Source organism: Sphingomonas sp. PP-CC-1A-547, from assembly GCF_003610375.1.
Lineage (GTDB): Bacteria > Pseudomonadota > Alphaproteobacteria > Sphingomonadales > Sphingomonadaceae > Sphingomonas.
The window spans coordinates 170,416-195,739 of sequence record NZ_RAPZ01000011.1; the positions used below are offsets into that span (position 1 = coordinate 170,416).

General features: G+C 66.5%; 19 protein-coding genes. 14 read left to right on the forward strand and 5 right to left on the reverse strand.

Features of this window, described 5'->3' with window-relative positions:
• Positions 1-171 precede the first annotated feature (171 nt).
• From C8J39_RS07045 to C8J39_RS07055, 3 genes are all read right to left on the reverse strand, one after another.
• Positions 172-1,956, reverse strand: a complete 1,785-nt coding sequence (locus C8J39_RS07045; protein WP_120299885.1) for a long-chain fatty acid--CoA ligase — start codon at positions 1,954-1,956, stop codon at positions 172-174.
• A gap of 163 nt (positions 1,957-2,119) precedes the next feature.
• Positions 2,120-3,856 (reverse strand): gamma-glutamyltransferase, encoded by a 1,737-nt coding sequence (ggt, locus tag C8J39_RS07050; RefSeq protein WP_183037949.1) that lies wholly within the window; start codon positions 3,854-3,856, stop codon positions 2,120-2,122.
• 164 nt (positions 3,857-4,020) lie between these two features.
• Entirely contained in the window at positions 4,021-5,049 is a 1,029-nt protein-coding gene (locus tag C8J39_RS07055; protein ID WP_120299887.1) for a quinone-dependent dihydroorotate dehydrogenase, read from the reverse strand.
• A 298-nt stretch (positions 5,050-5,347) separates the two neighbouring features.
• On the opposite strand from C8J39_RS07055, the gene C8J39_RS07060 reads away from it, so the two are divergent.
• From C8J39_RS07060 to mtnP, 9 genes are all read left to right on the forward strand, one after another.
• The gene (locus tag C8J39_RS07060; RefSeq protein WP_120299888.1) at positions 5,348-5,776 is read left to right on the forward strand and encodes an SUF system Fe-S cluster assembly regulator; all 429 of its coding nucleotides are present in this window, start codon (positions 5,348-5,350) and stop codon (positions 5,774-5,776) included.
• Between the two features lie 130 nt (positions 5,777-5,906).
• Positions 5,907-7,397: a Fe-S cluster assembly protein SufB gene (gene sufB, locus C8J39_RS07065; protein WP_060523826.1), complete on the forward strand. Its 1,491-nt coding sequence runs from the start codon at positions 5,907-5,909 to the stop codon at positions 7,395-7,397.
• 99 nt (positions 7,398-7,496) lie between these two features.
• Positions 7,497-8,240, forward strand: coding sequence for a Fe-S cluster assembly ATPase SufC (sufC, locus tag C8J39_RS07070; protein ID WP_120299889.1), 744 nt, complete (start codon positions 7,497-7,499; stop codon positions 8,238-8,240).
• Between the two features lie 2 nt (positions 8,241-8,242).
• Entirely contained in the window at positions 8,243-9,316 is a 1,074-nt protein-coding gene (locus C8J39_RS07075) for a SufD family Fe-S cluster assembly protein (RefSeq protein WP_120299890.1), read from the forward strand.
• Positions 9,313-10,527, forward strand: a complete 1,215-nt coding sequence (locus tag C8J39_RS07080; protein WP_120299891.1) for a cysteine desulfurase — start codon at positions 9,313-9,315, stop codon at positions 10,525-10,527. The genes C8J39_RS07075 and C8J39_RS07080 overlap by 4 nt, the downstream gene beginning before the upstream one ends.
• Positions 10,524-10,985, forward strand: a complete 462-nt coding sequence (locus C8J39_RS07085; RefSeq protein ID WP_056057670.1) for an SUF system Fe-S cluster assembly protein — start codon at positions 10,524-10,526, stop codon at positions 10,983-10,985. The genes C8J39_RS07080 and C8J39_RS07085 overlap by 4 nt, the downstream gene beginning before the upstream one ends.
• A 112-nt stretch (positions 10,986-11,097) precedes the next feature.
• Positions 11,098-11,451 carry an iron-sulfur cluster assembly accessory protein gene (locus C8J39_RS07090; RefSeq protein ID WP_060523833.1) on the forward strand — a complete coding sequence of 118 codons (354 nt, stop codon included), beginning with the start codon at positions 11,098-11,100 and terminating at the stop codon, positions 11,449-11,451.
• Positions 11,452-11,757: 306 nt separating this feature from the next.
• Positions 11,758-13,149 (forward strand): amino acid permease, encoded by a 1,392-nt coding sequence (locus C8J39_RS07095; RefSeq protein ID WP_120299892.1) that lies wholly within the window; start codon positions 11,758-11,760, stop codon positions 13,147-13,149.
• On the forward strand, positions 13,146-14,018 hold the full coding sequence (gene mtnP, locus C8J39_RS07100; protein ID WP_120299893.1) for an S-methyl-5'-thioadenosine phosphorylase: 873 nt from the start codon (positions 13,146-13,148) through the stop codon (positions 14,016-14,018). Before C8J39_RS07095 ends, mtnP begins: the two co-directional genes overlap by 4 nt.
• Positions 14,019-14,572: 554 nt before the next feature.
• Here the strand turns inward: mtnP and acnA are convergent.
• Positions 14,573-17,257 carry an aconitate hydratase AcnA gene (acnA, locus tag C8J39_RS07110; protein ID WP_056051495.1) on the reverse strand — a complete coding sequence of 895 codons (2,685 nt, stop codon included), beginning with the start codon at positions 17,255-17,257 and terminating at the stop codon, positions 14,573-14,575.
• A gap of 204 nt (positions 17,258-17,461) precedes the next feature.
• Complete coding sequence (locus C8J39_RS07115) at positions 17,462-17,812, reverse strand: hypothetical protein (protein WP_120299895.1); 351 nt, start codon at positions 17,810-17,812, stop codon at positions 17,462-17,464.
• Positions 17,813-17,943: 131 nt separating this feature from the next.
• Here C8J39_RS07115 and C8J39_RS18705 point away from each other — a divergent pair, with 131 nt between their 5' ends.
• The 5 genes from C8J39_RS18705 to C8J39_RS07140 all read left to right on the forward strand — a co-directional run bounded on the left by C8J39_RS18705 (position 17,944) and on the right by C8J39_RS07140 (position 25,163).
• Positions 17,944-18,093: a hypothetical protein gene (locus C8J39_RS18705; protein ID WP_183037950.1), complete on the forward strand. Its 150-nt coding sequence runs from the start codon at positions 17,944-17,946 to the stop codon at positions 18,091-18,093.
• Between the two features lie 224 nt (positions 18,094-18,317).
• Complete coding sequence (locus C8J39_RS07120) at positions 18,318-21,722, forward strand: autotransporter outer membrane beta-barrel domain-containing protein (protein ID WP_243649765.1); 3,405 nt, start codon at positions 18,318-18,320, stop codon at positions 21,720-21,722.
• Between the two features lie 404 nt (positions 21,723-22,126).
• On the forward strand, positions 22,127-22,597 hold the full coding sequence (locus tag C8J39_RS07130) for a MarR family winged helix-turn-helix transcriptional regulator (RefSeq protein WP_120299896.1): 471 nt from the start codon (positions 22,127-22,129) through the stop codon (positions 22,595-22,597).
• The gene (locus C8J39_RS07135; RefSeq protein ID WP_120299897.1) at positions 22,594-24,003 is read left to right on the forward strand and encodes an efflux transporter outer membrane subunit; all 1,410 of its coding nucleotides are present in this window, start codon (positions 22,594-22,596) and stop codon (positions 24,001-24,003) included. The genes C8J39_RS07130 and C8J39_RS07135 overlap by 4 nt, the downstream gene beginning before the upstream one ends.
• The gene (locus C8J39_RS07140) at positions 24,000-25,163 is read left to right on the forward strand and encodes an efflux RND transporter periplasmic adaptor subunit (protein ID WP_120299898.1); all 1,164 of its coding nucleotides are present in this window, start codon (positions 24,000-24,002) and stop codon (positions 25,161-25,163) included. Before C8J39_RS07135 ends, C8J39_RS07140 begins: the two co-directional genes overlap by 4 nt.
• Positions 25,164-25,324: the final 161 nt, after the last annotated feature.

The following is a 25,324-nucleotide window of genomic DNA, read 5'->3' on the forward strand; positions in this document are numbered from 1 at the left end:
ATTCGACCAAGGACATGACCCTAGTCCCTCTCCCCGCCGGGAAGAGGGAGGGAGGAGCCACTTGGCGACGGAAGGGCGAGGGGCGTTGGGGCGAGCGTTCCGAGCCTCATTCCCCTCACCCTCCCACACGCAAGGCGTGCGGGCCCCTCCCTCTCCCCGGAGGGGAGAGGGTTATTTATAGAGCGTGTCCAGCCTCTCGCCGTAAGCCTGTTTCAGGACGTGGCGGCGGATCTTTAGGCTGGGTGTCAGTTGCTCGTTCTCGATCGTGAACGGCCCATCCGCGAGCACGAACCGCCGTACGCGCTCCGTTACGGTCAGGTCTTTGTTCACCCGTTCGACCGCATGCCCGATCGCCGTCCTGAACTCGCTGTTCTCCGCCAGCCGCGCGAAGCTGCACGCGTCGCCGTTGCCCGCGCACCATTCCTGCGTCCACTCGGGATCGGGCACGATCAGCGCGACCATGTAGGGGCGCTTGTCGCCGGCGATCATCGCCTGCGCGATCTCGGGCTGGAGCGTGAGCATCCCCTCGACCTTTTGCGGGGCGACGTTTTCGCCCTTGTCGTTGATGATCAGGTCTTTCTTGCGGTCGGTGATGCGGATCCGGCCGCGGTCGTCGATCTCGCCGATGTCGCCGGTGTGGAGCCAGCCGTCCTTAAGCACCTTGGCGGTCTCGGCGTCGTTGCGCCAATAGCCGTGCATGACGAGTTCGCCGCGGACCAGGATCTCGCCGTCCTCGGCGATGCGGACCTCGGTGTCGTTGAGCGCCGGGCCGACCGAGTCCATCCGGACGCCGGCCTTGGGGCGGTTGCACGAAATGACGGGGGCGGCCTCGGTCTGGCCATAGCCTTGCAGGAAGGTGAGGCCGAGCGCCTCGAAGAACAGGCCGACCTCGGGGTTGAGCGGCGCGCCGCCGGAGATCATCGCCTTCAGCCGGCCGCCGAACTTCTTCGAGATCTTCGGCTTGAAGAGCGTGGCGACGGCAGCCTGCATCGGGCGGTCGATCAGGCGGAGGCGGCCAGCATAGCGTTTGCCGCCGATGTCGAGCGCCTGGCGCAGGAGGTAGGCCGACGCGCCTCCCTGCTTCTCGATGGCCTTCGAGATGCGCGTGCGAAGGACTTCGAACAGGCGGGGGACGACGAACATGATCGTCGGGCGCGTTTCCTCGATGTTCGCGGCGAGCTTTTCGAGGCCCTCGGCGTAGTAGATCTGGCCGCCTAGCGAGATCGGGAAATGCTGGCCGCCGGTGTGTTCGTAGGCGTGGCTCAAGGGCAGGAACGACAGGAAGACCTCGTCGTCCCAGCCGAAATCCTCCGAGATGACCGACGCGCAGCCGGCGCAATTGTGGAGGATCGCGCCGTGGTGCTGCATCACGCCACGCGGGGCGCCACCGGTGCCCGAGGTGTAGATGATGCACGCGAGCTCGTCGCGCGTGAAGTCGGCGCGGGCGGCGGCGGTCTCGGGCGCGGTCTGGTGCGCGGCGATCAACGCGTGCCAGTTGTGGAAGTCGATCCCGGCAGGGACCTTCATGTCCTCGAACCCGATCACGGTCTGCGCCTGGTTCGAACGGATGACTGCAGGGAGCAAAGTCTTGGCCAGCTTGGCGGTCGAGACGATGATCGCGCAGGCACCGGCATTCTCGATGATGTGGAGGTGATCGCGCTCGGTGTTGGTGACGTAGGTCGGCACCGTGATGCAGCCGGCGGCCATGATCGCGAGGTCGCTGAGGCACCATTCGGGGCGGTTCTCGGCGACCAGCATGACGCGGTCGCCGCGCTTTAGGCCTATCGCGGTGAGGGCGGTGGATAGGCTGGCGACCTGACGCGCGGCGTCCGCCCAGCTGGTAGCGACCCATGTGCCGCTCGTCTTGGTCCAGAGGAACGGGGCGTCGCCTTTCTCGGCGGCGCGCGTGAAGAACATCGTGACGAGGTTCGGGAAGCGTTCGAGCTGGCGGGCCATTGTCTCTCCTGAACTGCGCTGCGAGCTTGCCTTGGCGGGGGTGCTCGATCTTTGGGGTGGTATAGCCCTTTGGCGTGTCACGCTCCAACCTTGTTTCCCCGCGAAGGCGGGGACCCAGACTGGGCTCCCGCCTTCGCAGGAGAACAAGGAAGGGGCGGGCGGTTTACTCCGGTGCGCGCTGGAGGGCGCCGACGCGCTGGATCTTGGTGACGGTACCGTCCTCCGCGATCGCGACGCCCTCGCTGCGGGGGTCTGCGGCGCCGACCCACTTGCCGCCGACGCGCTCGATCGCGTTTGCCTTCAGGCCTAGCGCTGCGACCTGGACGGTCTCGCCTAGCGCCTGCAACGCGGGGACCATCGCTTCGCGCTCCGTGCCCTTTTCGGCAGCGGCGACGTGGCCGGGGGCGTAGAGCAGTCCGAGCGCGATCGAGTCCTGTGCCGACAATTTCCAATCCACCACGCCGATTATCGCCTTGGCTACCTGCGCTATGATCGTCGAGCCGCCCGCCGCGCCGACCGCGAGGCGCACCGTCCCGTCGGGGCCGTAGACGATTGTCGGGCTCATCGAGCTGCGGGGGCGCTTGCCACCCTCGACGCGGTTGGCGACGAGGGCGCCGTTCTTGACGGGGACAATGTCGAAGTCGGTGAGCTGGTTGTTGAGGACCGTACCGTCGACGGTGATGCCGGAGCCGAAATAGCCCTCTACCGTGGTGGTGACCTCGACGACGTTGCCGCGGGCGTCGACCGTCGCGATGTCGGTGGTGCCGGGGACTTCGCTGACCGGTGCGCGGGTGCGTGCGGGGGCGCCGGGGGGCGTGCCGGCGGTGACGGTCGCCATCGTCTTCGTAGGGGAGATCAGTGCGGAGCGCGACGCGAGATACTTGGTGTCGAGCATGCCCTGCACCGGCACGCGGACGAAATCGGGATCGCCGACGTAGAGGTCGCGGTCGGCATAGGCGAGGCGCGAGGACTCGGCGAACAGGTGCCAGGCTTGCGCGCTGTCCTTGCCGAGCTTGCCCATGTCGAAGCGTTCGAGCTGCTTCAGGATCATCAGCACGGTGATTCCGCCGGACGAGGGCGGGCCCATCCCGCAGACGCGGTAGACGCGGTATTTGACGCAGACCGGCGGGCGCGATTTGGCGTCGTAGCTGGCGAGATCGCCGAGCGTCATCTTCGACGGATTCCGCGCGGCGGTGTTGACCGCGGTGACGATCTTCTGCGCTTCGGGGCCGACGTAGAAGCTGTCGGGGCCCTGGGTGGCGATGCGCTGGAGGAGCGCGGCCTGGGCGGGGTTCTTGATGACCGCGCCGATCGCGACCGGCGAGCCGTCGGGGGCGGAGAAGAGTTTGCGCGTCTCGGGCGTGATGTGGTCGCCGTATGCCTTCATGCCGTTGACGAGGCGGGGGGAGGCCTGGAAGCCGTTCGTCGCGAGCCGGATCGCGGGGGCGAACAGTTGCGCCCAGGGGAGCTTGCCCGAGGCGCGGTGCGCGAGCGCCATGCCGCGGAGTGCGCCGGGGATGCCGACGCTGCGACCACCGGGGACCGCGTCGCTGTGGCTCAGCGGCGTGCCGTCGGGGGCGTAGAACCAGCGCGCGTCGGCGGCGGCGGGTGCCTCTTCGCGCGCGTCGATCGTGCTGAGGGCGCCGCCGGCCGCGTGGGAGATCCAGAAGCTGCCGCCGCCGATGCCCGAGCTTTGCGGTTCGACGACGTTGAGGGCGAGCATGGTGGCGATGGCGGCGTCGGTGGCGCTGCCGCCGGCGCGGAGGATCTCGACGCCGGCCGCGGCTGCGCGCGGGTCTGCGGCGCTGACCATGCCTTGGTCTTTGGCTGGGGCGGGTTGGCGCGCCTCTACGGTGGCTGTGGGAACGAGGAGGGCGAGCGCTAGGAGAGAGGTCTTCATCGAGCGCGAGCGTAGCGCGGTTCGGATACGAGGCAAGCATTCACCTCGAACTTCCCGTCATCCTGGGCTCGACCCAGGATCCAGAGCCACTCAGGGCGACATCTGTGGCTCTGGATCCCAGCGTTCGCTGGGATGACGGGAGGAGCCGGGATGACGGAAGCGACTTAGCGCGCGTCGACACCCACCGCGTCGCCGACAGACGTAAAGCCATCTCGGGTGAGCAGCGCGTCCAGCTCGCGGAGGATTCGGGCGGGGAGGCCGGGGCCTTCGTACACCAGCGCGGTGTAGAGCTGGACGAGGCTCGCGCCGGCGCGGAGGCGGGCATAGGCTTCGGCGCCGCTGTCTACGCCGCCGACCGAGATCAGCGGGATCGCTGCGCCGGTCGCCTTGCGGAAATCCGACAGGCGTTCGCGGGCTAGCGGGACGAGCGGCGCGCCGGAGAGGCCGCCGGTTTCCTGGGCATTGGCCGAGCGCAGGCCGGGGCGGGAGATCGTCGTGTTGTTGACGATCAGCGCGTCGATCCGGTTGTCGAGTGCGGCGCGGGCGATGTCGTCTATGTCGGCGGGCTCGAGGTCGGGGGCGACCTTCAGGAAGATCGGCGTCGTGCCCTTAGCGGCGGTGCATGCGGCTAGGAGATCGCGCAGGGCTGCACCGTGCTGGAGATCGCGGAGGCCGGGGGTGTTGGGGGAGCTGATGTTTATGGTGATGTAGTCGGCGTGGGGGGCGGCTCGGGTGACGCCGTGGACGTAGTCGGCGGTGCGATCGGTGGCGTCCTTGTTCGCGCCTACGTTGATGCCGAGAACGCCGTTCCGCTGCGCGCTCTGTGCCCGGGGAAGCGCGCCATCGAGGCCGCCGTTGTTGAAGCCTAGGCGGTTGATGATCGAGCGGTCTTCGGGGAGGCGGAAGATGCGGGGTTTGGGGTTGCCGGGCTGCGCGAGTGGTGTGAGCGTACCGATCTCGACGCTGCCGAAGCCCAGCCCGAAGAAGCCGTCGATCGCCCGCCCGTCCTTGTCGACGCCTGCCGCGAGGCCGACCGGGTTGGGGAAGGCGATCCCCGCCACCGTCGTCGTGAGCCGCGGCACGCTGGGGGCGAGCGGCGCGCCGGCCTTCCCCCATGCGCCGAGCGCAGCGATGGTGAGGGTATGCGCGCGCTCGGCGTCCAGACGGAAGAGGACCGGGTGGTAGAAGGCCATGCGCGTCGTCCTTGCTCCTTCCACCTGTCGGGAAGGGTCATTCTTGCTCCCCTGCCTGGAAGGGAGGGGCTGGGGGTGGGTTGGTCCGTTGGCTGGTGCTCCCTGACGTCAGCAGCCGACCCACCCCCGTCCCCTCCCTTCCAGGGAGGGGGGAGTCAAGCTTTCGGGACATCCACGACACACAAAACCAGCGCTCAGTTGCGAGTCGTTAGCACCGCCCGCCGGGTTGACGATGCACTGCACAAAGCCCATTTGACCAATCGGATCATATCGGTCCGATTGGACTTTCGAAGCCACCATGCGTCTTTCCAGCCTAGCCGACTATGCGGTCGTGATGATGAGCGCCGCGGCGCGTCATTGCGGCCGTATCGCGCGGCTGAACGCGACGCTGCTTAGCGAGGAGACCGGCGTGCCGCTGCCGACGGTGCAGAAGCTGGTGAGCCGGCTGTCCGCCGCGGGGCTGATCGAGAGCACGCGCGGCACCGGCGGCGGGTTTCGCCTGTCGCGACCGCCCGCGATGATCTCGCTCGCCGACATCATCGAGGCGGTCGAAGGCCCGATCGCACTGACGTCGTGTGTCGATGGTGCATCGCAGGATTGCTGCGTCGAGCAGACGTGCAAGGTCAAGCCGCACTGGAACGCCGTCAACGGCGCGGTCCGCGGTGCGCTCGCCGGCGTGTCGCTCGCCAGCCTTTCGCAAACCCCGGTTTTACAGGTGCCCGCATGAAGAACACATCGCGCGCAGCGCTTCACCTTTTCCTCCGCGTCTCCGCGTCTCCGCGTGAATCAGTTTTGTTCACGCGGAGACGCGGAGACGCGGAGATTTTAGAGAGCCGCTTTGCGGCCGAGGACAGATAATGGCTACCCGGAACGCTGAGGCTTACGCCGCCGCGAACAAGACGTACGAGTGGGGTTTCTCCTCGGACATCGAACAGGAATTCGCGCCGAAGGGTCTGTCGGAAGACACGGTGCGCTTCATTTCCGCCAAGAAGGGCGAGCCGCAGTGGATGCTCGATTGGCGGCTGAAGGCGTTCGCGTTGTGGCAGACGATGGAGGCGCCCGACTGGTCGAAGCTCAACGTGCCGCCGATCGATTACCAGGACGCGTATTATTACGCGGAGCCCAAGGCGAAGCCGAAGCTCGGGTCGCTCGACGAGGTCGATCCGGAAATCCTGCGCGTCTACGAGAAGCTCGGCATTCCGATCGGCGAGCAGAAGATGCTGGCGGGCGTGGTCGAGGATCCGCTGAACGAGGACGGCACGCCCAAGCGTCGCGTCGCGGTGGATGCGGTGTTCGACAGCGTCTCGGTCGCGACCACGTTCCGCAAGGAGCTGGAGGCCGCGGGCGTGATCTTCCGCTCGATCTCCGAGGCGATCAAGGAGTATCCCGAGCTCGTCCGCAAGTGGCTCGGTAAGGTCGTGCCGCAGCGCGATAACTATTTCGCGACGCTGAACTCGGCGGTCTTCTCCGACGGCACGTTCGTCTACATCCCGGAGGGCGTGCGCTGCCCGATGGAGCTGTCGACGTACTTCCGCATCAACGCGGAGAATACCGGGCAGTTCGAACGAACGCTGATCGTCGCGGACAAGGGGTCGTACGTCTCGTATCTCGAGGGCTGCACCGCGCCAATGCGCGACGAGAACCAGCTGCATGCCGCGGTGGTCGAACTGGTCGTGCTCGACGATGCCGAGATCAAATACTCGACCGTGCAGAACTGGTATCCGGGCGACGAGAACGGTGTCGGCGGGATCTACAATTTCGTCACCAAGCGTGCGCTCTGCCAGGGCAAGAACTCGAAGGTCAGCTGGACCCAGGTCGAGACCGGCAGCGCGATCACGTGGAAATACCCCTCGTGCGTGCTGCTTGGCGATGGCTCGGTCGGCGAGTTCTATTCGGTCGCGGTGACGAACAATCGCCAACAGGCCGATACCGGCACGAAGATGATCCACCTCGGTAAGAACACGCGCTCGACGATCGTGTCGAAGGGGATTTCGGCGGGGCGTTCGGACAACACGTACCGCGGGCTGGTGCGCGTCGCGCCCACTGCGGAGGGCGTGCGGAACTTCACACAGTGCGACAGCCTGCTACTCGGCGACCAGTGCGGCGCGCATACCGTGCCGTATATCGAGGTCCGCAACCCGTCCGCGCAGATCGAGCACGAGGCGACGACGTCGAAGATCTCCGAGGACCAGCTGTTCTACGCGATGTCGCGTGGGCTGGACCAGGAGGCGGCGGTGGCGCTGATCGTCAACGGCTTTGCGCGCGAGGTGCTGCAGCAACTGCCGATGGAGTTCGCGGTGGAAGCGCAGAAGCTGCTGGGGATTTCGCTGGAAGGCTCCGTGGGGTGACCCTTTGCTCCCGTCATTCCCACCTTCGCAGGAATGACGGGATGGGGTTGGGGCAGTCGGCGCCGCGCATTTTAGAGATTTGGAATTGGGCTACATTCGATGCTGAAAATTGAAAACCTCCACGCCGAGATCGACGGCAAGGAAATCCTCAAGGGCTTGTCGCTCGAAGTGAACGCGGGCGAGGTGCACGCGATCATGGGGCCGAACGGGGCGGGCAAGTCGACGCTGGGCTACGTGCTCGGCGGGCGGCCCGGCTACGAGGTCACTGCGGGCTCGGTGACGTTCGACGGCGTCGACCTGCTCGAGCTGGAGGCGCATGAGCGCGCCGCGGCGGGCGTGTTCCTCGGCTTCCAGTATCCGGTCGAGATCCCCGGCGTGTCGAACGTTCAGTTCCTCCGCGAAGCACTCAACGCCCAGCGCGCGACGCGGGACGAGAAGCCGCTGTCCGGCGGCGAGTTCCTCAAGCTCGCGCGTGGGCAGGCGGATCTGCTCGGCATGGATTACGACATGCTCAAGCGGCCGGTGAACGTCGGCTTTTCGGGCGGCGAGAAGAAGCGCAACGAGATGGTCCAAATGGGCATCGTCAACCCGAAGTTCGCGATCCTCGACGAGACCGATTCGGGGCTCGACATCGATGCGCTGCGCGTCGTCGGCGACGGCATCAACCGCATCATGCGCGCGCCCGACAAGGCTGTGCTGCTGATTACGCACTATCAGCGGTTGCTCGATTACGTGGAGCCGGACTTCGTGCATGTGCTGGCGGACGGCAAGATCGTCCGCTCGGGCGGCAAGGAGTTGGCCAAGCAGCTCGAGAGCGAAGGCTATGTGGGGATCGCCGCGTGACGATGCTGCTCGACCTCCCCTCGACGCGCGCGGAATCGTGGCGCTGGGGTGATCCGGCGGCGATTGCGGCGGCGGCCGGACTGCCGCGCGGCGCCGCGCTGGACGCCGATGCGTGGTTTATGGACCTGCCGGGTGCGCGGGCTCTGTTCGTCGACGGCGTGCTGGATCAGGGTCGGAGCGATCTGCGCCATGTCACGATGACGGCGATCGATGGTGGCGAGCATGCGCTTGGTCGTCGCACCACGGGTAGCGGTTGGTCGATACAAGTCGAGGCGAACACCGGCGTTGAGCTTCTCCAGATCGTCCACATCGCGACCGGTGGTGAGAACCAGCTTCCGGCAGAGATCGTGCTGGCCGATGGCGCGAGCGCTTCGGTCGTCGAGACCTATGTCGGGGCCGGCTGGTCGAACCGGTCGACGCGGATGATGCTTGGCATGGGTGCCAAGCTGACGCGAGCGGTGCGGTTGCTTCAGGCCGATGGCTTCGTGTCGTTGCGCGACGAGGTCGAGATCGGTGCCGAGGCGAGCCTGATCGTCACGGTGCTCGGCGCGGGCGATGCCGGGACGCGGATCGATGGGGCGATCACGGTGACGGGTGACGATGCGTTTGCCGAATATGGCGGCGCGTTGCTGACGCGGAACGACCAGCGGCAGGAATGCGCGGTGTCGGTGCGGCATGCCGCGCTGAACGGGCAGAGCAAGCAGATCTGGCGTGCGGTCGCGGCGGACAAGTCGACGGCCAGCCTCGCGGCGCGGGTCGAGGTCGCGCGCGATGCGCAGAAGACCGACGGGGTGCAGTCGTTGCGCGGGTTGCTGTTGCAGCGCACCGCGACGGTGAATCTGAAGCCCGAGCTGGAGATCTTCGCGGACGACGTGAAGTGCGCGCATGGCGCCACGGTCGGCGAACTCGACCAGCGCGCGCTGTTCTACATGCAGAGCCGCGGGATCCCTCATGCCAAGGCGCAGGCGCTGCTTACGCGCGCGTTCGTCGGCGATGCGTTCGTCCAGATCGCGGACGAGATGGTGCGCGAGGCTTTCGTGGCGGATGCGGACGCGTGGCTGGAGCGGGCGTTGTGAGCGTGATCGCCGACATTCGTCCCTTGGATCGCCTGTCGGATTTCCCGGCGATCCCGGAGGGCTGGGCGTATCTCGATACCGCTGCGACTGCGCAGAAGCCGCAGGTGGTGGTCGATGCGATCACGCGCGCTTACGGCGAGACCTACGCCACCGTGCACCGCGGCGTGTACCAGCGCTCGGCCGACATGACGGTCGCCTACGAAGCGGCACGTAAGGCCGTCGCGCGGTTCATAGGCGCGGGTTCGGCCGACGAGATCGTGTTTGTGCGCGGCGCGACCGAGGCGATCAATCTCGTCGCGCAGTGCTGGGCGGGGACGCAGTTGAAGGCGGGCGACCGCATCCTGCTTTCCCTGCTCGAGCATCATTCCAACATCGTGCCGTGGCAGATGATCGCCGAGCGCCTCGGCGTCGCGATCGACGTGTTGCCGCTCACGTCCGACCACCGCATCGATCTCGACGCGATGGAGCGGATGATCACGCCGGCGCACAAGCTGGTCGCGCTCGGGCATGTCTCGAACGTGCTCGGCTCGGTGCTCGACGCCAAGCGCGCGACCGAGATCGCGCATTCGGTCGGGGCGAAGATCCTGCTCGACGGCTGCCAGTCGGTGCCGCGGATTACGGTCGACGTGAAGGCGATCGGCTGCGATTTCTACGTGTTCTCCGGGCACAAGCTCTACGGTCCGACCGGGATCGGCGTGCTGTGGGCGAAGCCGGAATTGCTCGATGCGATGCCGCCGTACCAGGGTGGCGGATCGATGATCGACAAGGTGTCGTTCGCCAAGACCACCTACGCGCCGCCGCCGGGGCGGTTCGAAGCGGGGACGCCGCATATCGTCGGTGCGCTCGGGCTGCATGCGGCGATAGACTATGTCGAGAGCATCGGGCTCGATGCGATTCACGCGCATGAGACGGCGCTGGTAACGGCGACGCGTGATGCGCTGTCGCGGATAAATTCGGTGCGCCTCTATGGTCCGGCGGACTCGGCGGGGATCGTGAGCTTCACGATCGAGGGGGTTCATCCGCACGACATCGGCACCATATTAGACGAGGAGCGCGTCGCGATCCGTGCCGGCCATCACTGCGCACAGCCGCTGATGGAGGCGCTGGGCGTCGAGGCGACGGCACGCGCGAGCTTCGGCGTGTATAACGGGCCGGCGGACGTCGAGGCGCTGGTGCGCGGTATCGAGCGAGTAACGAGGATCTTCAAATGAGCGATCGGTTCGAGATCGAGGAAGTGGATGCCGTCGCATCGCCACCCAAGGCGCGCGTCGTGATGGAGACGGACTCCGACGCGGAGCGCAAGCGCGATTATCTCGCGGGCTTCCTCGCGCAGAAGCCGCAGGTGGATTCGCCCGGCGAGCCCGGTGGCGCGGTGTACGATGCGATCATCGATGCGCTGAAGGAGATCTATGATCCCGAAATCCCGGTGAACATCTATGATCTGGGGCTGATCTACGGCGTCGAGGTGACCGAGGACGGGCATGCGGTGGTGGCGATGACGCTGACGACGCCGAACTGTCCGGTCGCGGAGTCGATGCCGGCGGAGGTCGAGATGCGCGTCGGGTCGGTGCCGGGGGTCGGGTTTGCGGAAGTGAACCTGGTCTGGGATCCGCCCTGGGATCCGCAGAAGATGTCGGACGAGGCTAAGCTAGAGCTCGGCATGCTGTAATCATTCCCCTCCCGCTTGCGGGAGGGGTTAGGGGAGGGGAGAGCGGAACGCTGCTGTTCAAGCCCTCCCCCGACCCCTCCCGCAGGCGGGAGGGGAGCAGAAGGAATTGGTGATGGCGACGACATTGCGAGCACGGCCGGCGGCGCTGAACCTCACGGAGACGGCGCATGCGCGGATCGCCGACCTGATGGCCCGGGCTCCGGAGGATGCGATCGGGGTGAAGCTGTCGACGCCTAAGCGTGGGTGTTCGGGGCTGGCCTATTCGGTGGATTACGTCACCGAGGCCAAGCCTTTCGATGAGCGGATCGATACGCCCGGGGGCACGCTGTTCGTAGATGGCGGCTCGATTTTGTACCTGATCGGGTCGACGATGGACTGGGTGGAGGACGATTTCACCGCGGGGTTCGTGTTCCAGAATCCTAACGCCAAGGGCGCTTGCGGGTGCGGGGAAAGCTTCACCGTTTGAGTTCCAGCGTTAGCTAGTTTGTGTCCCCGCGGAGGCGGGGACACAGGCTGGGCTCCCGCCTTCGCGGGAGAACAAGGAATAGCGGACTGCCGTTCTGTTGCCGCGAGCCCCTCTACCACCCCGGCGAAGGCCGGGGCCCAGTTGGGAGACGCTGTGGACATAGCGCTGCACATCGTCACAATCACCTTGCCAACTGGACCCCGGCCTCCGCCGGGGAGCAGATTTGCCGAGGTAGGTGGTTGGGCTGCTGGCCTTGCCCCCTGGTCTCGTCCTGTGCCACTCCCCGCGCAACAAGAGGGGATATACGTGGCCAGTCTGTTTCGCCGAAAAATCGTCACCGAGCAGCCGCCCGAGCATCAGCTCGCGCGGACCTTGTCGTGGCCGCATCTGGTGGCGATGGGCGTCGGTGGGATCGTCGGCACCGGTATCCTCACGCTGATCGGCGTCGGCGCGGGGCTCGCGGGGCCGGCCGTCATCCTGTCCTTCATCATCGCCGGCGGGATCTGTGCCTGCGCCGCGCTCGCCTATGCCGAGATGGCGACGATGATCCCCGCCTCGGGCAGCGCGTACACCTACAGCTATGTCGTGCTCGGCGAGCTGATCGCCTGGGTGATCGGCTGGTCGCTGATCCTCGAATATTCCCTCGTAGTGTCGACCGTCGCGGTCGGCTGGTCGGGCTATGCCGCGCCGTTGCTGCGCGGCGCGTTCGGCTTCCCCGAGGCGCTGACGCTCAGCCCTGAGCTTGGCGGTATTCTCAACGTTCCGGCGATTTTCATCATCGCGGTCGTGGCGGGCGTGCTGTCGTTCGGTACGCGCGAGAGTGCGACGTTGAACGCGGTGCTGGTCGGCGTGAAGATGATCGCGCTGGCCGTGTTCGTGTTCATCGCGCTGCATTATTTCAACAGCGCCAACCTCCACCCGTTCATGCCCTACGGCTTCCCCAAGGCCGTCCAGCCCGACGGCGCCGAGCGCGGCGTGATGGCCGCTGCCGCGATTATCTTCTTCGCGTTCTACGGCTTCGACGCGATCTCCACGGCGGCGGAGGAGACGAAGAACCCCGGCCGTGATCTGGCGATCGGCATCGTCGGGTCGATGGTGGCGTGCATCGCGATCTACATCCTCGTCGCGGTCGCCGCGGTCGGCGCGCTGTCGTACACCAAGTTCGCCGGCAGCGCCGAGCCGCTCGCGCTGATCCTGCGCGAGATTGGCCGACCCGGGTTCGCGACCTTCCTCGGCGCCTCCGCCGTGATCGCCTTGCCGACGGTGCTGCTCGCGTTCCTGTTCGGGCAGAGCCGCATCTTTTTCACGATGGCGCGCGACGGACTGCTGCCGTTGAGCCTCGCCAAGGTGTCGCGCCGTGGCGCGCCTGTGCGGATCACGTGGATCACTGCTGCGATCGTCGCCGTGATTGCGGGGCTGTTGCCGCTGGCCGAGATCGCCGCGCTGGCCAATGCGGGAACGCTCGCGGCGTTCGTCGCGGTCTGTGCGTGCATGCTGGTGATGCGTCGCCGTGCGCCTGACGCCTTGCGGACTTTCCGGGCGCCTGCGGCAACGCTGGTTGGGACGATCGGTATCCTTGGGTGCCTGTATCTGTTCTTTAGCCTGCCTTCGAAGACGCAGCTATATTTCGGACTATGGAACCTGCTCGGGTTGGTGATCTACTTCGTTTACGCGCGGCCGAGAGCGCTCGCCGAATGAGTGGTTGGACGATCGGGATCATCGGCGGGTCGGGGCTGTACGCGGTCGATGGGATCGAGGACGGGCGCTGGCAGACGATGGAGACGCCTTGTGGCGAGCCGTCGGATGCGATCTATACCGGGCGGGTCGGGCATGTCGGCGTGGCGTTCCTGCCGCGGCATGGGCGGGGGCACCGGATCTCGCCGTCGGAGCTGAACGCGCGGGCGAACATCGATGCGTTGAAGCGGCTGGGCGTAACGGACGTGTTGGCGGTGTCGTCGGTCGGCTCGCTGGTCGAGCAGCGGCCGCCGGGCAGTTTCACCGTGGTCGACCAGTTCATCGATCGTACCAAAGGGCGGCCGTCGAGCTTTTTCGGCACCGGCCTCGTCGCGCACGTCTCGATGGCCGACCCGGTCTGCCCGCGCCTGTCGCGTTATGCCGCCGACGCCGCGCGGGAGGCGGGCGCGCAGGTCGACGACGTGGGCACGTATTTCGCGATGGAAGGCCCGCAATTCTCGACGCGGGCGGAAAGCCGGCTTTACCGCCAATGGGGCTGCGACGTCATCGGGATGACCGCGATGCCTGAGGCGAAGCTCGCGCGGGAGGCGGAGCTTCCGTACGCGCTGGTCGGGATGGTGACGGATTACGATTGCTGGCGCGAGGACGAGGTGGGCGTCGATGTCGCGCAGGTCGTGGCGCAGCTTGGTGCGAATGCGGCGAAGGCTCGGGCGATGGTGATGGCGTTGCTGCGCGCGTTGCCGGCGGAGCGGGAGGCTTCGCCGATCGATACGTGCCTTGATAGCGCGATCATTACGGCGCGGGAGGCTCGCGATCCCGCGCTGGTGGCGAAGCTGGATGCTGTGGCGGGGCGGGCGCTTTCTAGGGGCTGAAGCTTGGCCTTGCCCTCACCTTTCCCACCGGCAAGAGCCGGCGGGCCCCTTCCCTCTCCCGATGGGAGAGGGGGAGACGGCGAAGGCGGCGAGGGTGAGGGCAGGGGGCGCTAGCGATGGCGCTTGGAACCCTGGGCTCCCGCTTTCGCGGGAGAACAAGGTTGACCGGCGGTTCGTGAAAAGTTCGTCATTCGCCGCGTTCGACATATCCCTGCAACATATCGGGGCGAAGGGGAGTGCGTCGCCGCTCCCTCTCCCCCTGTGGACGGCGATTTGACCGGGTCTCCCCTGTCCCGGTCTTTTCCCTGAACTACGGGGCGATCCTTGCGATCGCCCCGCCTTTTTCGATTGGGAGTGCGGGGAATCGCGGCGAAAGCCGCGCGGCAATAGCTTGAGATTTTGGAAGTCTATCGACCCTCCCCCGCTTGGGGGAGGTGGCAGGCGGTTGCCTGAGGGAGGGGGGAGGTAAGGGGAACCTCTGTTCCGATGTCCTCCCCCTCCGTCACCTACGGCGCCACCTCCCCCTTGCGGGGGAGGATCAATAGGGCGCAGTCTTACGCGGCCAGCTTGCGCAGGACGTAGTGGAGGATGCCGCCGTTGAGGAAATATTCCAGCTCGTTGACGGTATCGATCCGGCACTTGGTCTGGAACGTCTCGCTGCTGCCGTCGGCGCGGGTCATCTTGACCGTGACGTCCTGGCGCGGGCGGATGCTCGCGACGTCGAGGATCGTGAACGTTTCAGACCCGTCGAGGCCGAGCGTCTTGCGATCGGTGCCCTCGGCGAACTGCAACGGCAGCACGCCCATGCCGACCAGGTTCGAGCGGTGGATGCGCTCGAAGCTCTCGGTGATGACCGCACGGACGCCGAGCAGGTTGGTGCCCTTCGCCGCCCAGTCGCGCGATGAGCCGGTGCCGTATTCCTTGCCCGCGACGATCACGAGCGGCGTGCCGTCCTGCTTGAAGCGCATGGCGGCGTCGTAGATCGCCATGACTTCGCCGTCGTACTTCGACATGCCGCCCTCGATGCCGGGGACCATCTCGTTCTTGATGCGGATGTTGGCGAAGGTGCCGCGCATCATCACGTCATGGTTGCCGCGGCGTGCGCCATAGCTGTTGAAGTCCGCCTTGCTGACCTGGTGCTCCTGCAGGAAGCGACCAGCGGGGCTGTCGGCCTTGATCGAACCGGCCGGCGAGATGTGATCGGTGGTGATCGAATCGCCGAGGATCGCGAGCGGCTTGGCGTCGATGATGTCCTGCACCGGCGACGGCGTCATGCTGAGGCCCTCGAAATAGGGCGGGTTGGCGACATAGGTCGACCCTGCGCGCCATGCGTAGGTGTCCGAGCCCGTGACGTCGATCTCGCGCCACTTGGCGTCGCCCGCATAGACGTCGCCGTAGCGCGCACCGAACATGCCGGCGTCGATGTTGGCGTCCATCGTCGTGCGGACTTCCTCGTTGGTCGGCCAGATATCGCGCAGATACACGTCCTGGCCGTCCGACCCCTGACCCAGCGGCGTCTCGATCATGTCGGTCGTGACGGTGCCCTTGATCGCATAGGCGACGACGAGCGGCGGCGAGGCAAGGAAGTTGGCGCGAACGTCGGGCGACACGCGGCCTTCGAAGTTGCGGTTGCCCGACAGGACCGACGCGGCGACGAGGTCGTTCTCGTTGATCGCAGCCGAGATCGCAGGCGCGAGCGGGCCGGAGTTGCCGATGCAGGTGGTGCAGCCGTATCCGACGAGGTTGAAGCCGAGCGCGTTCAGGTCCGCGGTGAGGCCTGCCTTGTCGAGATAGTCGGTGACGACCTGCGAACCGGGGGCGAGCGAGGTCTTCACCCACGGCTTCGACTTCAGGCCGAGCGCGTTGGCCTTGCGGGCCACCAGACCGGCAGCGACCAGCACCGACGGGTTCGAGGTGTTGGTGCAGCTGGTGATCGCGGCGATCACGACGTCGCCGTCGCCGATGTCATGCTCGCGACCTTCGACCGCGACGCGGGCGGGCTGCTCCTTGTGGTACAGCTTGTGGAGGTCGCTGTTGAACACCTCGTCGACCTTGTTGAGGCTGACGCGGTCCTGCGGGCGCTTCGGGCCTGCGAGCGATGCGACGACGGTGCCCATGTCGAGTTCGAGCGTGTCGGTGAAGACGGGGTCCTCGGCGTTCTCGTCGCGCCAGAAGCCGTTCGCCTTGGCATAGGCTTCGACCAGTTCGACATTCTCATCCGAACGCGCGGTGAGGCGCATGTAGTCGAGCGTCTTGTCGTCGATCGGGAAGAAGCCGCAGGTCGCGCCGTATTCTGGCGCCATGTTGGCGATCGTCGCGCGATCGGCGAGCGTCATCGACGAGAGGCCGGGGCCGAAGAACTCGACGAAGCGGCCGACCACGCCCTTGGCGCGCAGCATCTGCGTGACGGTCAGCACCAGATCGGTGGCGGTGATGCCCTCGTTGAGCTTGCCGAGCAGCTTGAAGCCGACGACCTCGGGGATCAGCATCGACACGGGCTGGCCGAGCATCGCGGCCTCGGCCTCGATCCCGCCGACGCCCCAGCCGAGTACGCCGAGACCGTTGATCATCGTCGTGTGGCTGTCGGTGCCGACGAGCGTGTCGGGATACGCGATCATGGTGCCGTCGCCATGGTCACCCGACGACGCCGACGACCAGACGGCCTGGCCGATATATTCGAGGTTCACCTGGTGGCAGATGCCGGTGCCGGGGGGGACGACCTGGAAATTGTCGAGCGCCTTGCTGCCCCACTTGAGGAACTCGTAGCGCTCGATGTTGCGCTCATATTCGAGGTCGACGTTGTCGTGGAACGCCTGGGGCGTGCCGAACTCGTCGACCATCACCGAGTGATCGATGACGAGGTGGACGGGAACCTGCGGGTTGATCTTCTCGGGGTTGCCGCCGAGCTTGGTCATCGCGTCGCGCATCGCGGCGAGATCGACCACGCAGGGCACGCCGGTGAAGTCCTGCATCAGCACGCGCGCCGGGCGATACTGGATCTCGCGGTCGCTGCGACGCTCCTTCTGCCAGTCGACGATCGCCTGGATATCCTCGCGCGTGACCGTCACGCCGTCCTCGAAGCGCAGCAGGTTCTCGAGTAGCACCTTCATCGAGAACGGCAGGCGGCTGATGTCGCCGAGCTGTTCCGACGCCTTGGCGAGGCTGTAATAGTCATACGACTTGCCGCCGGTGGAGAGGCTGGTGCGGGTCTTGAGGGTATCCTGGCCAATGGCAGTCATAGGGGTCCTTCCCGTGGGCGTCGGGCCGCCGGGCGCCGAGGGGAAAGCAGCCGTATAGGCCACGCGGGCGCGTCGGGGACCGAGCGAAAAATGCTGTTACCCGAGGGGCCTTAGCAAGGGGGAGCGCATCGGGGAAGGGCACGGGAGTGCCGTGGGCCGGTTATTCCGCCTTCGCGTTGCCGAGTGGACGAGCGCGCTGAAGCGTCAGGCGGGACCATCGCTTTCGTGGACGCCGGCCGCGCGTCGCAGGAACAGGTTCATGCGATCGACCGCGGAACGGGTGAGCGTTATCGTGCTGCCGTCCGAATAGGGCTCGATCTGCGCATCGGCGACGAGATGGGCGAGCCAGCGCTGGCCCACCGCTGGCGGCGTCTTCGTGAGCGCCATCAGGTCGGGTGCGGTAATGGCCTCATCGCTGGCTTCGGCGACGAACAGCCGCAAAAGCATGTTCCACGCGTGTTCGTCGAAGATCTCGCTGGGAAATATGTCCCCGCGCATGTCGCGTACCGTGAGGAGGTTTTCCGCGGTGCGGGCCGAGTCGGTGTCGATTGCCATACGCTAACATGACAGATCGCGGTTGCGACGCGCTAGCAAAAATAGCGCGATTTCGTGGCTAACACAGGTTGTCGAGCGCCGTGATAACCTAGCGCATTGCGCACGATCGCTCCGGCGGCGAACGTGGGGGTATGGGCTCCGATACCGAAGAAACGCGGATTCTGCGCGATGCCATCGAACATGCCTTGGCAATTGCCGATGCGCAGCGACGGTATCTGATGGCGGCGTTGCTGGCACATTGCCTCGACGAACTGGCGGACAACCCTCCAACAAGCGCGTGATGGTGCCAAGCCGGGCACCGCCTCTGTTCATTATCGCCGCTGTCGTCACGAAACACCGAAGCGTCCAAACCGGCCGAGCGGTGACAATTTTACAACGTTTAAGACAGAATGTTACAGTTCCCTGAATAAGGCGTAGTCATTGATTGCGTTCCCAAAATGGTCTGCATACCCTCTCCATATTGGCGTACGTCCCAGAGCGGGTGGCGCGAACAAGGGGATGTAACGTGACGACTATCGCTACCTTGCGCACGCGCGGCGCACGCACCGGATCGCGCCATGCGCGCGCGGCTTTGCTGACCTCGACGGCGTTGCTCGCCGCGGCGGCGCTGCCGTCGATCGCTGCCGCGCAGGACCGCCTGCCGCGCATGGAATCGATCGCCTACGGAAGCACGCTGAACCCGGTCGATGTCGTTTCCGAACCCAACATCGTGATCTCGGCACCGGGCACGCCGACCACGGCGCAGGATATCGCTGGCGGCGTGAACGGCGTCGGCCAGATGACGATCTCGACGGGTGGCGGCGGCGTCGGCCTGTGCACGGGGACGTTGATCAATCCGCGCACCGTGATCTTCGCCGCGCACTGCGTGAACGAGAACGCCGCCGGCACGGGCGCTCAGAACCCCTGGGGCTACGGCGCGCAGGGCGGCGGCATTCCGATCGCGTTCGGTTTCCAGCAGAACAACCGTCCGGCGCTGCTCGACTGGTTCCTACCGACCACCGCGACCGGCGCGGTCAACACGCAGCAGTACAAGACCAACACCGCCAACTTCCTCTATAACGTCAACCAGGTCGTCTATAACGCCGACTCGCTGAAGCTCGGGCTGGCCCAGAACTTTCTTCAGGGCGACGTTGCGATCGCGACGCTGGACACGCCGGCTGCCAACGTGCCGACCTGGGCGCTGCTGCTGTCGGCACTGCCCGCGCCTGCCGCGATCAGCGACACCACCGGCACCGGCTACCACGTCACGATCACCGGCTATGGTCGCAACGGCCAGGGCGGTACGCTCGTCGGCGACACCAACGGAATCGATTACCGCCGTCGCATCGCCGAGAACACGATCGGCATCCTCGGCTCGTTCGACGACCTCAACGGCTTCCTCTACGGCTCGATCGATGGGATGCCGCAGAACCTGTATCAGCTCGATTTCGACGATCCCCGCCGTGGCACCGCCGCTGCCAGCCCGTACGACTTCAACATTTTCAAGGACAACGCACTACCCAACGAGGGAACGACCGCAGGTGGGGATTCGGGTGGGCCGCTGATCCTCGACCGGACTTTCGCCAAGCAGGTCGTGATCGGCGTGTTGTCGGGCGGTAACCGCTTTTACAACGAGACACCGTTCGGCGCTTACGGGACGGCGAGTTTCTACCAGCCGCTGTATCTGTTCGCGGACTATATCGCTGCCAACAACCCCTATCGCTATGCGCAGACCAAGACCGGCGACGGCCTGTGGACCGATGCGTCGCACTGGGTGACCGCGCTCGATCCGAACTACCAGATCATCGTCGACGGCAAGCTCGTGAACGGCGTTCCCACCACCGTCGGTGCGGGCATCGCAGGCGATGGCAACAAGTTCGGTCAGGTCTGCTTTGAGACTGACTGTCTCGATGTGAAGACCGGCGTCGAGACGATCGGCGGCGTACCGGTGGCCAACGGGCCACGTCCTGCCGCTGGACCTGCGCTAGCGGCGCTGTCGCCCACGCTTGCCAACGGCTTGCCGGGCGCGAGCAACTTCGTGCCCAACAACATCGACCCCGATCGCACGACGCAGCGCAGCGCGCGCTATTACGACGTTACGCTGTCGGCGGCAGGCACGACCACGCTGAACTCCGCGGTGACGGTCGACAAGTTCACCGTCGCGGGCAGCACGGCGAAGCTGGCGGTAACGTCGGCCGGGTCGCTCACCAGCCTGATGGCGATCAACCAGGTGACCGGCGTCGTCCAGAACGACGGCGTGATCTCGACGCCCGGCGATTACTTCATGCTGTCGGGCATGCTCACCGGATCGGGCCGGATCAACACGCCGTTCTTCACCAGCGTCGCCGGGATGATCGCACCCGGCACGACGGGCACGATCGGCACGCTGACGATCGGCGGCAACGGCGTGCTCGCCTCGAGCACCAACCTGCTGGTCGATCTCGGCCCGAACGGCACCTCGGACAAGCTCGCCTTCGCGGCGACGACGTTCAATGCGGCAGGGGCCGCGACCAACGGCATCGTCAGCCTCAGCGGTCGCGTCGGGTTCGCGCCGGTCGCCGGCTATACCGTGCGGTATAACGATCTCTACACGATCCTGACCGCACAGGGCGGCATCACGGGCGCGTTCGGTGCGGCGACCCCGCTGAGCGCGATCCTGACACCGAGCTACGTCTACAGTGCCAATGCGGTGCAGGTCCGGATCCTCGCGGGTCAGTATCGCAACGTCGTCGATGCAACGCCGGTCCAGTCGGCCTATGCCGGGCTGCTCGACCAGAACCGCTCCAACTATGCGGCGCTGAGTGGGGTATATGGCTCGCTCGACCTGCAGAATGCGGCGACGATCCGCTCGACGCTCGAGGGCCTTGCGCCGCGGGCAGAGACGCTCAAGTCGAGCCTGGGCGTCGCGTCGATCGACACGATGTCGCGCTTCTACCGTGATCACATCGCGCAGATCGATACGCGTGGCGGACTCGGCGGTACGCTGGCGCTGATCGGCAAGCCGGTCCAGGTCGCCTCGTTGATGGCGAGCGACCTTCCCGGCGGGCAGGACACGATGAGCGACTCGAGCGGCACCGTGTTGCAGCAGGGTCGTCTGCCCGACGACATGAGCGGCTTCATCGCGGGCGGCTATATCGACGGCAAGAGCCGGTCGATGCCGGGGACCAATCCGTTCGGCGGGCATGACAAGTTCGACGGTTACTTCGCGGCTGCCGGTCTTGAAAAGCAGGCAGGCGAGGGTGGCGTGATCGGCTTCTCGTTCTCGTACACCAACACCGACGGAACGACCGGCGGGATCGCGCAGCGCGCGAAGGGCGAGCTGTTCCAGGGCACGCTGTACGGCAAGCTGGAGACCGCATCGGGGATCGTCCTCGATACGCAGTTCAGCGCGGGCGCGTTCGTCGCCAAGACCGATCGCAATGTAGGCTTCGTCGGCACCAGCTACCGCCTGCGCGGCACCGACAACGCGTTGACCGTCGTCAGCGAGGTCGGGCTCGGCAAGGCGTTCGACCTGTCGATGCTCAAGGTCGGCCCGCGCGTGTCGATGCGCGCGAGCCATATCGGCTTCGGCAAGTCGATCGAGAATGGCGGCGGACCAGCCCTGTTCGTCGATCGCGACAGCTTCGACAGCCTGCAGGGTCGCGCGGGGCTGACGCTCAGCGGCGGCACCTCGATCCGGCCTTACGCCGCGGCGAACTACGTCCATGACTTCCAGTCGACGCCGGGCGTGTTCGGTGCGAACTTCGTCGGCGGGATCGGTCCGAACGCACTGTTCGGGCTGGCCGGGCAGGACAAGAACTGGGGCGAGATCAGCGCGGGGCTGACGCTGGTCGGTGACAGCGTCGACATCTCGGTCGGTGCGGACACCACCGTCGAGCGCAAGGACGTGTCGAACCAGTCGTACAAGGGCTCGATCAAGATCCGCTTCTGATCGGGAGCAGTTCCAGATCGTTGAAATGGCGAAAGGGTCATCCGCTCATGCGGGTGGCCCTTTTTCGTATTCGCGGCCGAGCCTGCCTGAGGTCCGGGGGACCGAGCGCTTCCAGGGCGCGGCCATCCCTAAGTCCGTCATCCTGGCGAAATTTAGGATCCAGCGCCGTGAGGGGCGGTCCTCCGTTACCCTGGATCCTGACTTTCGTCAGGATGACGGAGGGGGAAGCGCGCGTGGACGACCTATCGTGCCGCGTCGCTAGCGATGGCCGGGCTGCCGTCGGACCAGGTCGAATGGGTAGTGCCACATCAGGCTAACGCGCGCACCGCGAACGTCCGCCGTCCTCAGCTCAACATGCAAAACGCGCAATTGACTGCCTGAGCAATGGTTGCCATGGCAACGATATGACGTTCTACACCAAATCGGAATTCGGGCCGGACTGTTCGCTCGGCTACCTCGCGCGGCGCATCCACCAGATCGGGCAGAGCCTGATCGAGCCGGTGTTCGCGGCGGAGGGCCTGTCGGGGACACAATGGTCCGCGCTCATGTCGATGATGGCGGGTCGGGCGGCGACGTGTGGCGACCTTGCGCGGGATCTGTCGCACGACAAGGGCGCGACGACGCGGCTGGTCGACGCGATGGAGCAGAGCGGCTGGGTCACGCGGTCGCGGGCGAGCGACGACCGGCGGGTGCTCAATCTCGAGCTGACGCCCGACGGCGAGGCGGTCGCGATCCGGTGTCGCGATAAGATCATAGAATACTGGAATACCCTGCTGACGGGCTGGGACCGGGTCGAAATCGAGAAGTTGATCGAACTGATGCAGAAACTCCGAACGACGCTGGACGACGCTCTGACCGAAGGACGCCGCGCATGAAGATTGGCACTGCCCTGGCCCCGCTCACGGTGGCGGGGCTGCTCGCGGGGTGCGCGATCCCGGCGTCCAAGGCCGTCGTGGAGCCGGTATCGGCCACTGCGCTAGGGCTGGCTCCGGACGCGGCGCCGGTGATCGCGTCGGACTGGTGGCGGTCGTTCGGCGATCCGCAACTCGATCGGCTGGTGCGCGATGCGGTCGCGGGCAGCCCGTCGCTCGATGCGGCGCTGGCACGGGTCGCGCAGGCGCAGGCGGTGCTGTCGACGCGGCGTGCCGACAATGGCCCCGACGTGACGCTCGATGCGCAGGAGCAATTGGCGCGGCTGAGCGGGCGCTACACGATCCCGCCGCCCTATGCCGGGTCGACGCGGTTTGTCGGGTCGACCGCGGCGAACCTCAGTTGGAACCTCGATCTGTTCGGGCGGCAAAAGGCTGCGATCGAGGGCGCGCGGGCGTCGGTGCGTGCGGCTTCGCTCGACGTCGCGGCGGCGCGGATGGCGCTGTCGGGGGCGGTGGTGCAGACGTATATCGATCTCGAACGCGCCGAGGCGCAGGCGGGGATCGCCCGGCGTACGATCGCGACGCGCCAGAATTCGCTGCGGCTGGTGAACGTGCGGATCCGCAACAACCTGGCGAGCAAGCTCGACGCGCAGGCCGCGACGACGCTGCTGGCGCAGGCGCGGCAGGCGTTGCTGCGCGCGCAGGCGGCGCAGGTGCTCGCGAAGAATGCGCTGGCGGCGCTGGCCGGGCGTGGTGCGGATTATCCCGCGACGATCGGACTGACCGCGTTGCGGCTCGACGCGGCGTTGCCGTTGCCGAAGACCGTACCCGCCGACCTGCTCGCGCGACGTGCCGATATCGCGGCGGCGCAGGCACGGATCGAGGCTGCGGCCGCCGGGCGTCAGGTCGCGCGGAAAGCGTTCTATCCGAACGTCAATCTGGCGGCGCTCGCGGGGTTCCAGGCGGTCGGGCTCGGCAATCTGTTCTCGCTCGATGCGGGCACGGTCGGCGTCGGGCCGGCGGTCCATCTGCCGATCTTCGACAATGGCCGGTTGAAGGCGGATCTCGCGGGCGCGACCGCGGCGGTTGACCTGGCGACCGCGGATTACAACGACTGGGTGATCGGTGCGGTGCGCGAGGCGGGGGACGCGGTCGCGCGGATCGGGGCGCTCGATGCAGACCGGCAGCGACAGCGCGAGGTGGTGCGCGGCTATGCAGAGACCGGGCGGCTGAACGCGATCCGCGTGTCGAGCGGCCTCGATAGCCGGCTCGACCTCGTCGACAACGACGTTCGCACGCTGGCCGCCGAACAGGCCGATGCCGACCTCGCCGCCGATGCCGCGCAACAGCGCGTGCAGCTCGTGCTGGCGCTGGGTGGTGGTTATGATTTTCAGGGGATGACGCGATGACCGATACGCAAACGCCGGCGCCCGCCGCGGCTCCGACCGGCAATCCGCGCGCACGCAAGCGCGCGCTGACGATCCTAGGCGTGGTCGTCGTGATCGGCGCGATCGTGTGGGCGGTGTTCCACTTCCTGCTCGCCGCGCCTGAGCAGGAGACCGACGATGCCTATGTCGCGGGCGACGTGGTGGCGATCACCGCGCGCGATCCGGGGCAGGTGACTGCGATCCATGCGGACAACACGCAGGTCGTGAAGGCGGGCCAGCCGTTGATCGACCTCGACGCGGCGACTGCCGATGTCGGTGTTGCGTCGGCGGAGGCGGAACTCGCGCGCGCGGTGCGCGCGACGCGGTCGGACTTTTCGAAGGTGAACGAGACCGGGGCCGCGGTCGTGCAGGCGGAGGCCGAACTGGCGCGGGCGCGGAACGATCTTGCGCGTCGTCGTGGGGCTGCTGCGGAGGGCGCGATCTCGGGCGAGGAACTGAGCCACGCGGCGGACCAGGTGAAGGTGGCGAGCGCGACGCTGCAACTCGCGCGGAGCCAGCAGGCGCAGTCGAAGAACGGCGTCGTGGGCACCACGGTGTCCAACAACCCGGCGGTGCTGGCGGCGATCGCGGCCTATCGTCGCGCGGCGATCACGCGCAGCCACATGCACGTGGTGGCGCCGATCGACGGCGTTGTCGCGCAACGCACGGTGCAGCTTGGGCAGCAGGTTTCTGCGGGGATGCCGCTGATGGCTGTGGTGCCGCTCGACCGGGTGTGGGTCGATGCGAACTTCCGCGAGACGCAGTTGCGCGATCTGCGGATCGGGCAGGCGGCGACGGTGACGGCGGACATGTACGGCGACGACCTGGTCTATCATGGCCACGTGGTCGGGCTTGGCGCGGGTAGCGGGAACGCGTTCGCGCTGCTGCCGCCGCAGAACGCGAGCGGGAACTGGATCAAGATCACGCAGCGCGTGCCGGTTAGGATCGCGCTCGACAAGGGTGAGCTGCGGCGCAATCCGTTGCGGGTCGGGCTGTCGGTGAACGCGATTGTCGATACCGCGGACAAGTCGGGCACGATGGTCGGGCGGCCTGCGGTGGCGGCGTATAAGGGGCTGGCGACCGGGCAGGGGGATGCTGCGGTCGATGCAAAGATCGGCCAGATCATTGCGGCTAACCGGTGATGATTGTGCGGTGGCCATTACTCCGGTGCGGTTCTGCACTTCTTGTTCTCCCGCGAAGGCGGGAGCCCAGTCTGGGTCCCCGCCTTCGCGGGGAAACAAGGAACGGGCGGTCCGCTTTGTTGGGAACACCACCCCGGCGGAGGCCGGGGCCCAACTGGAAA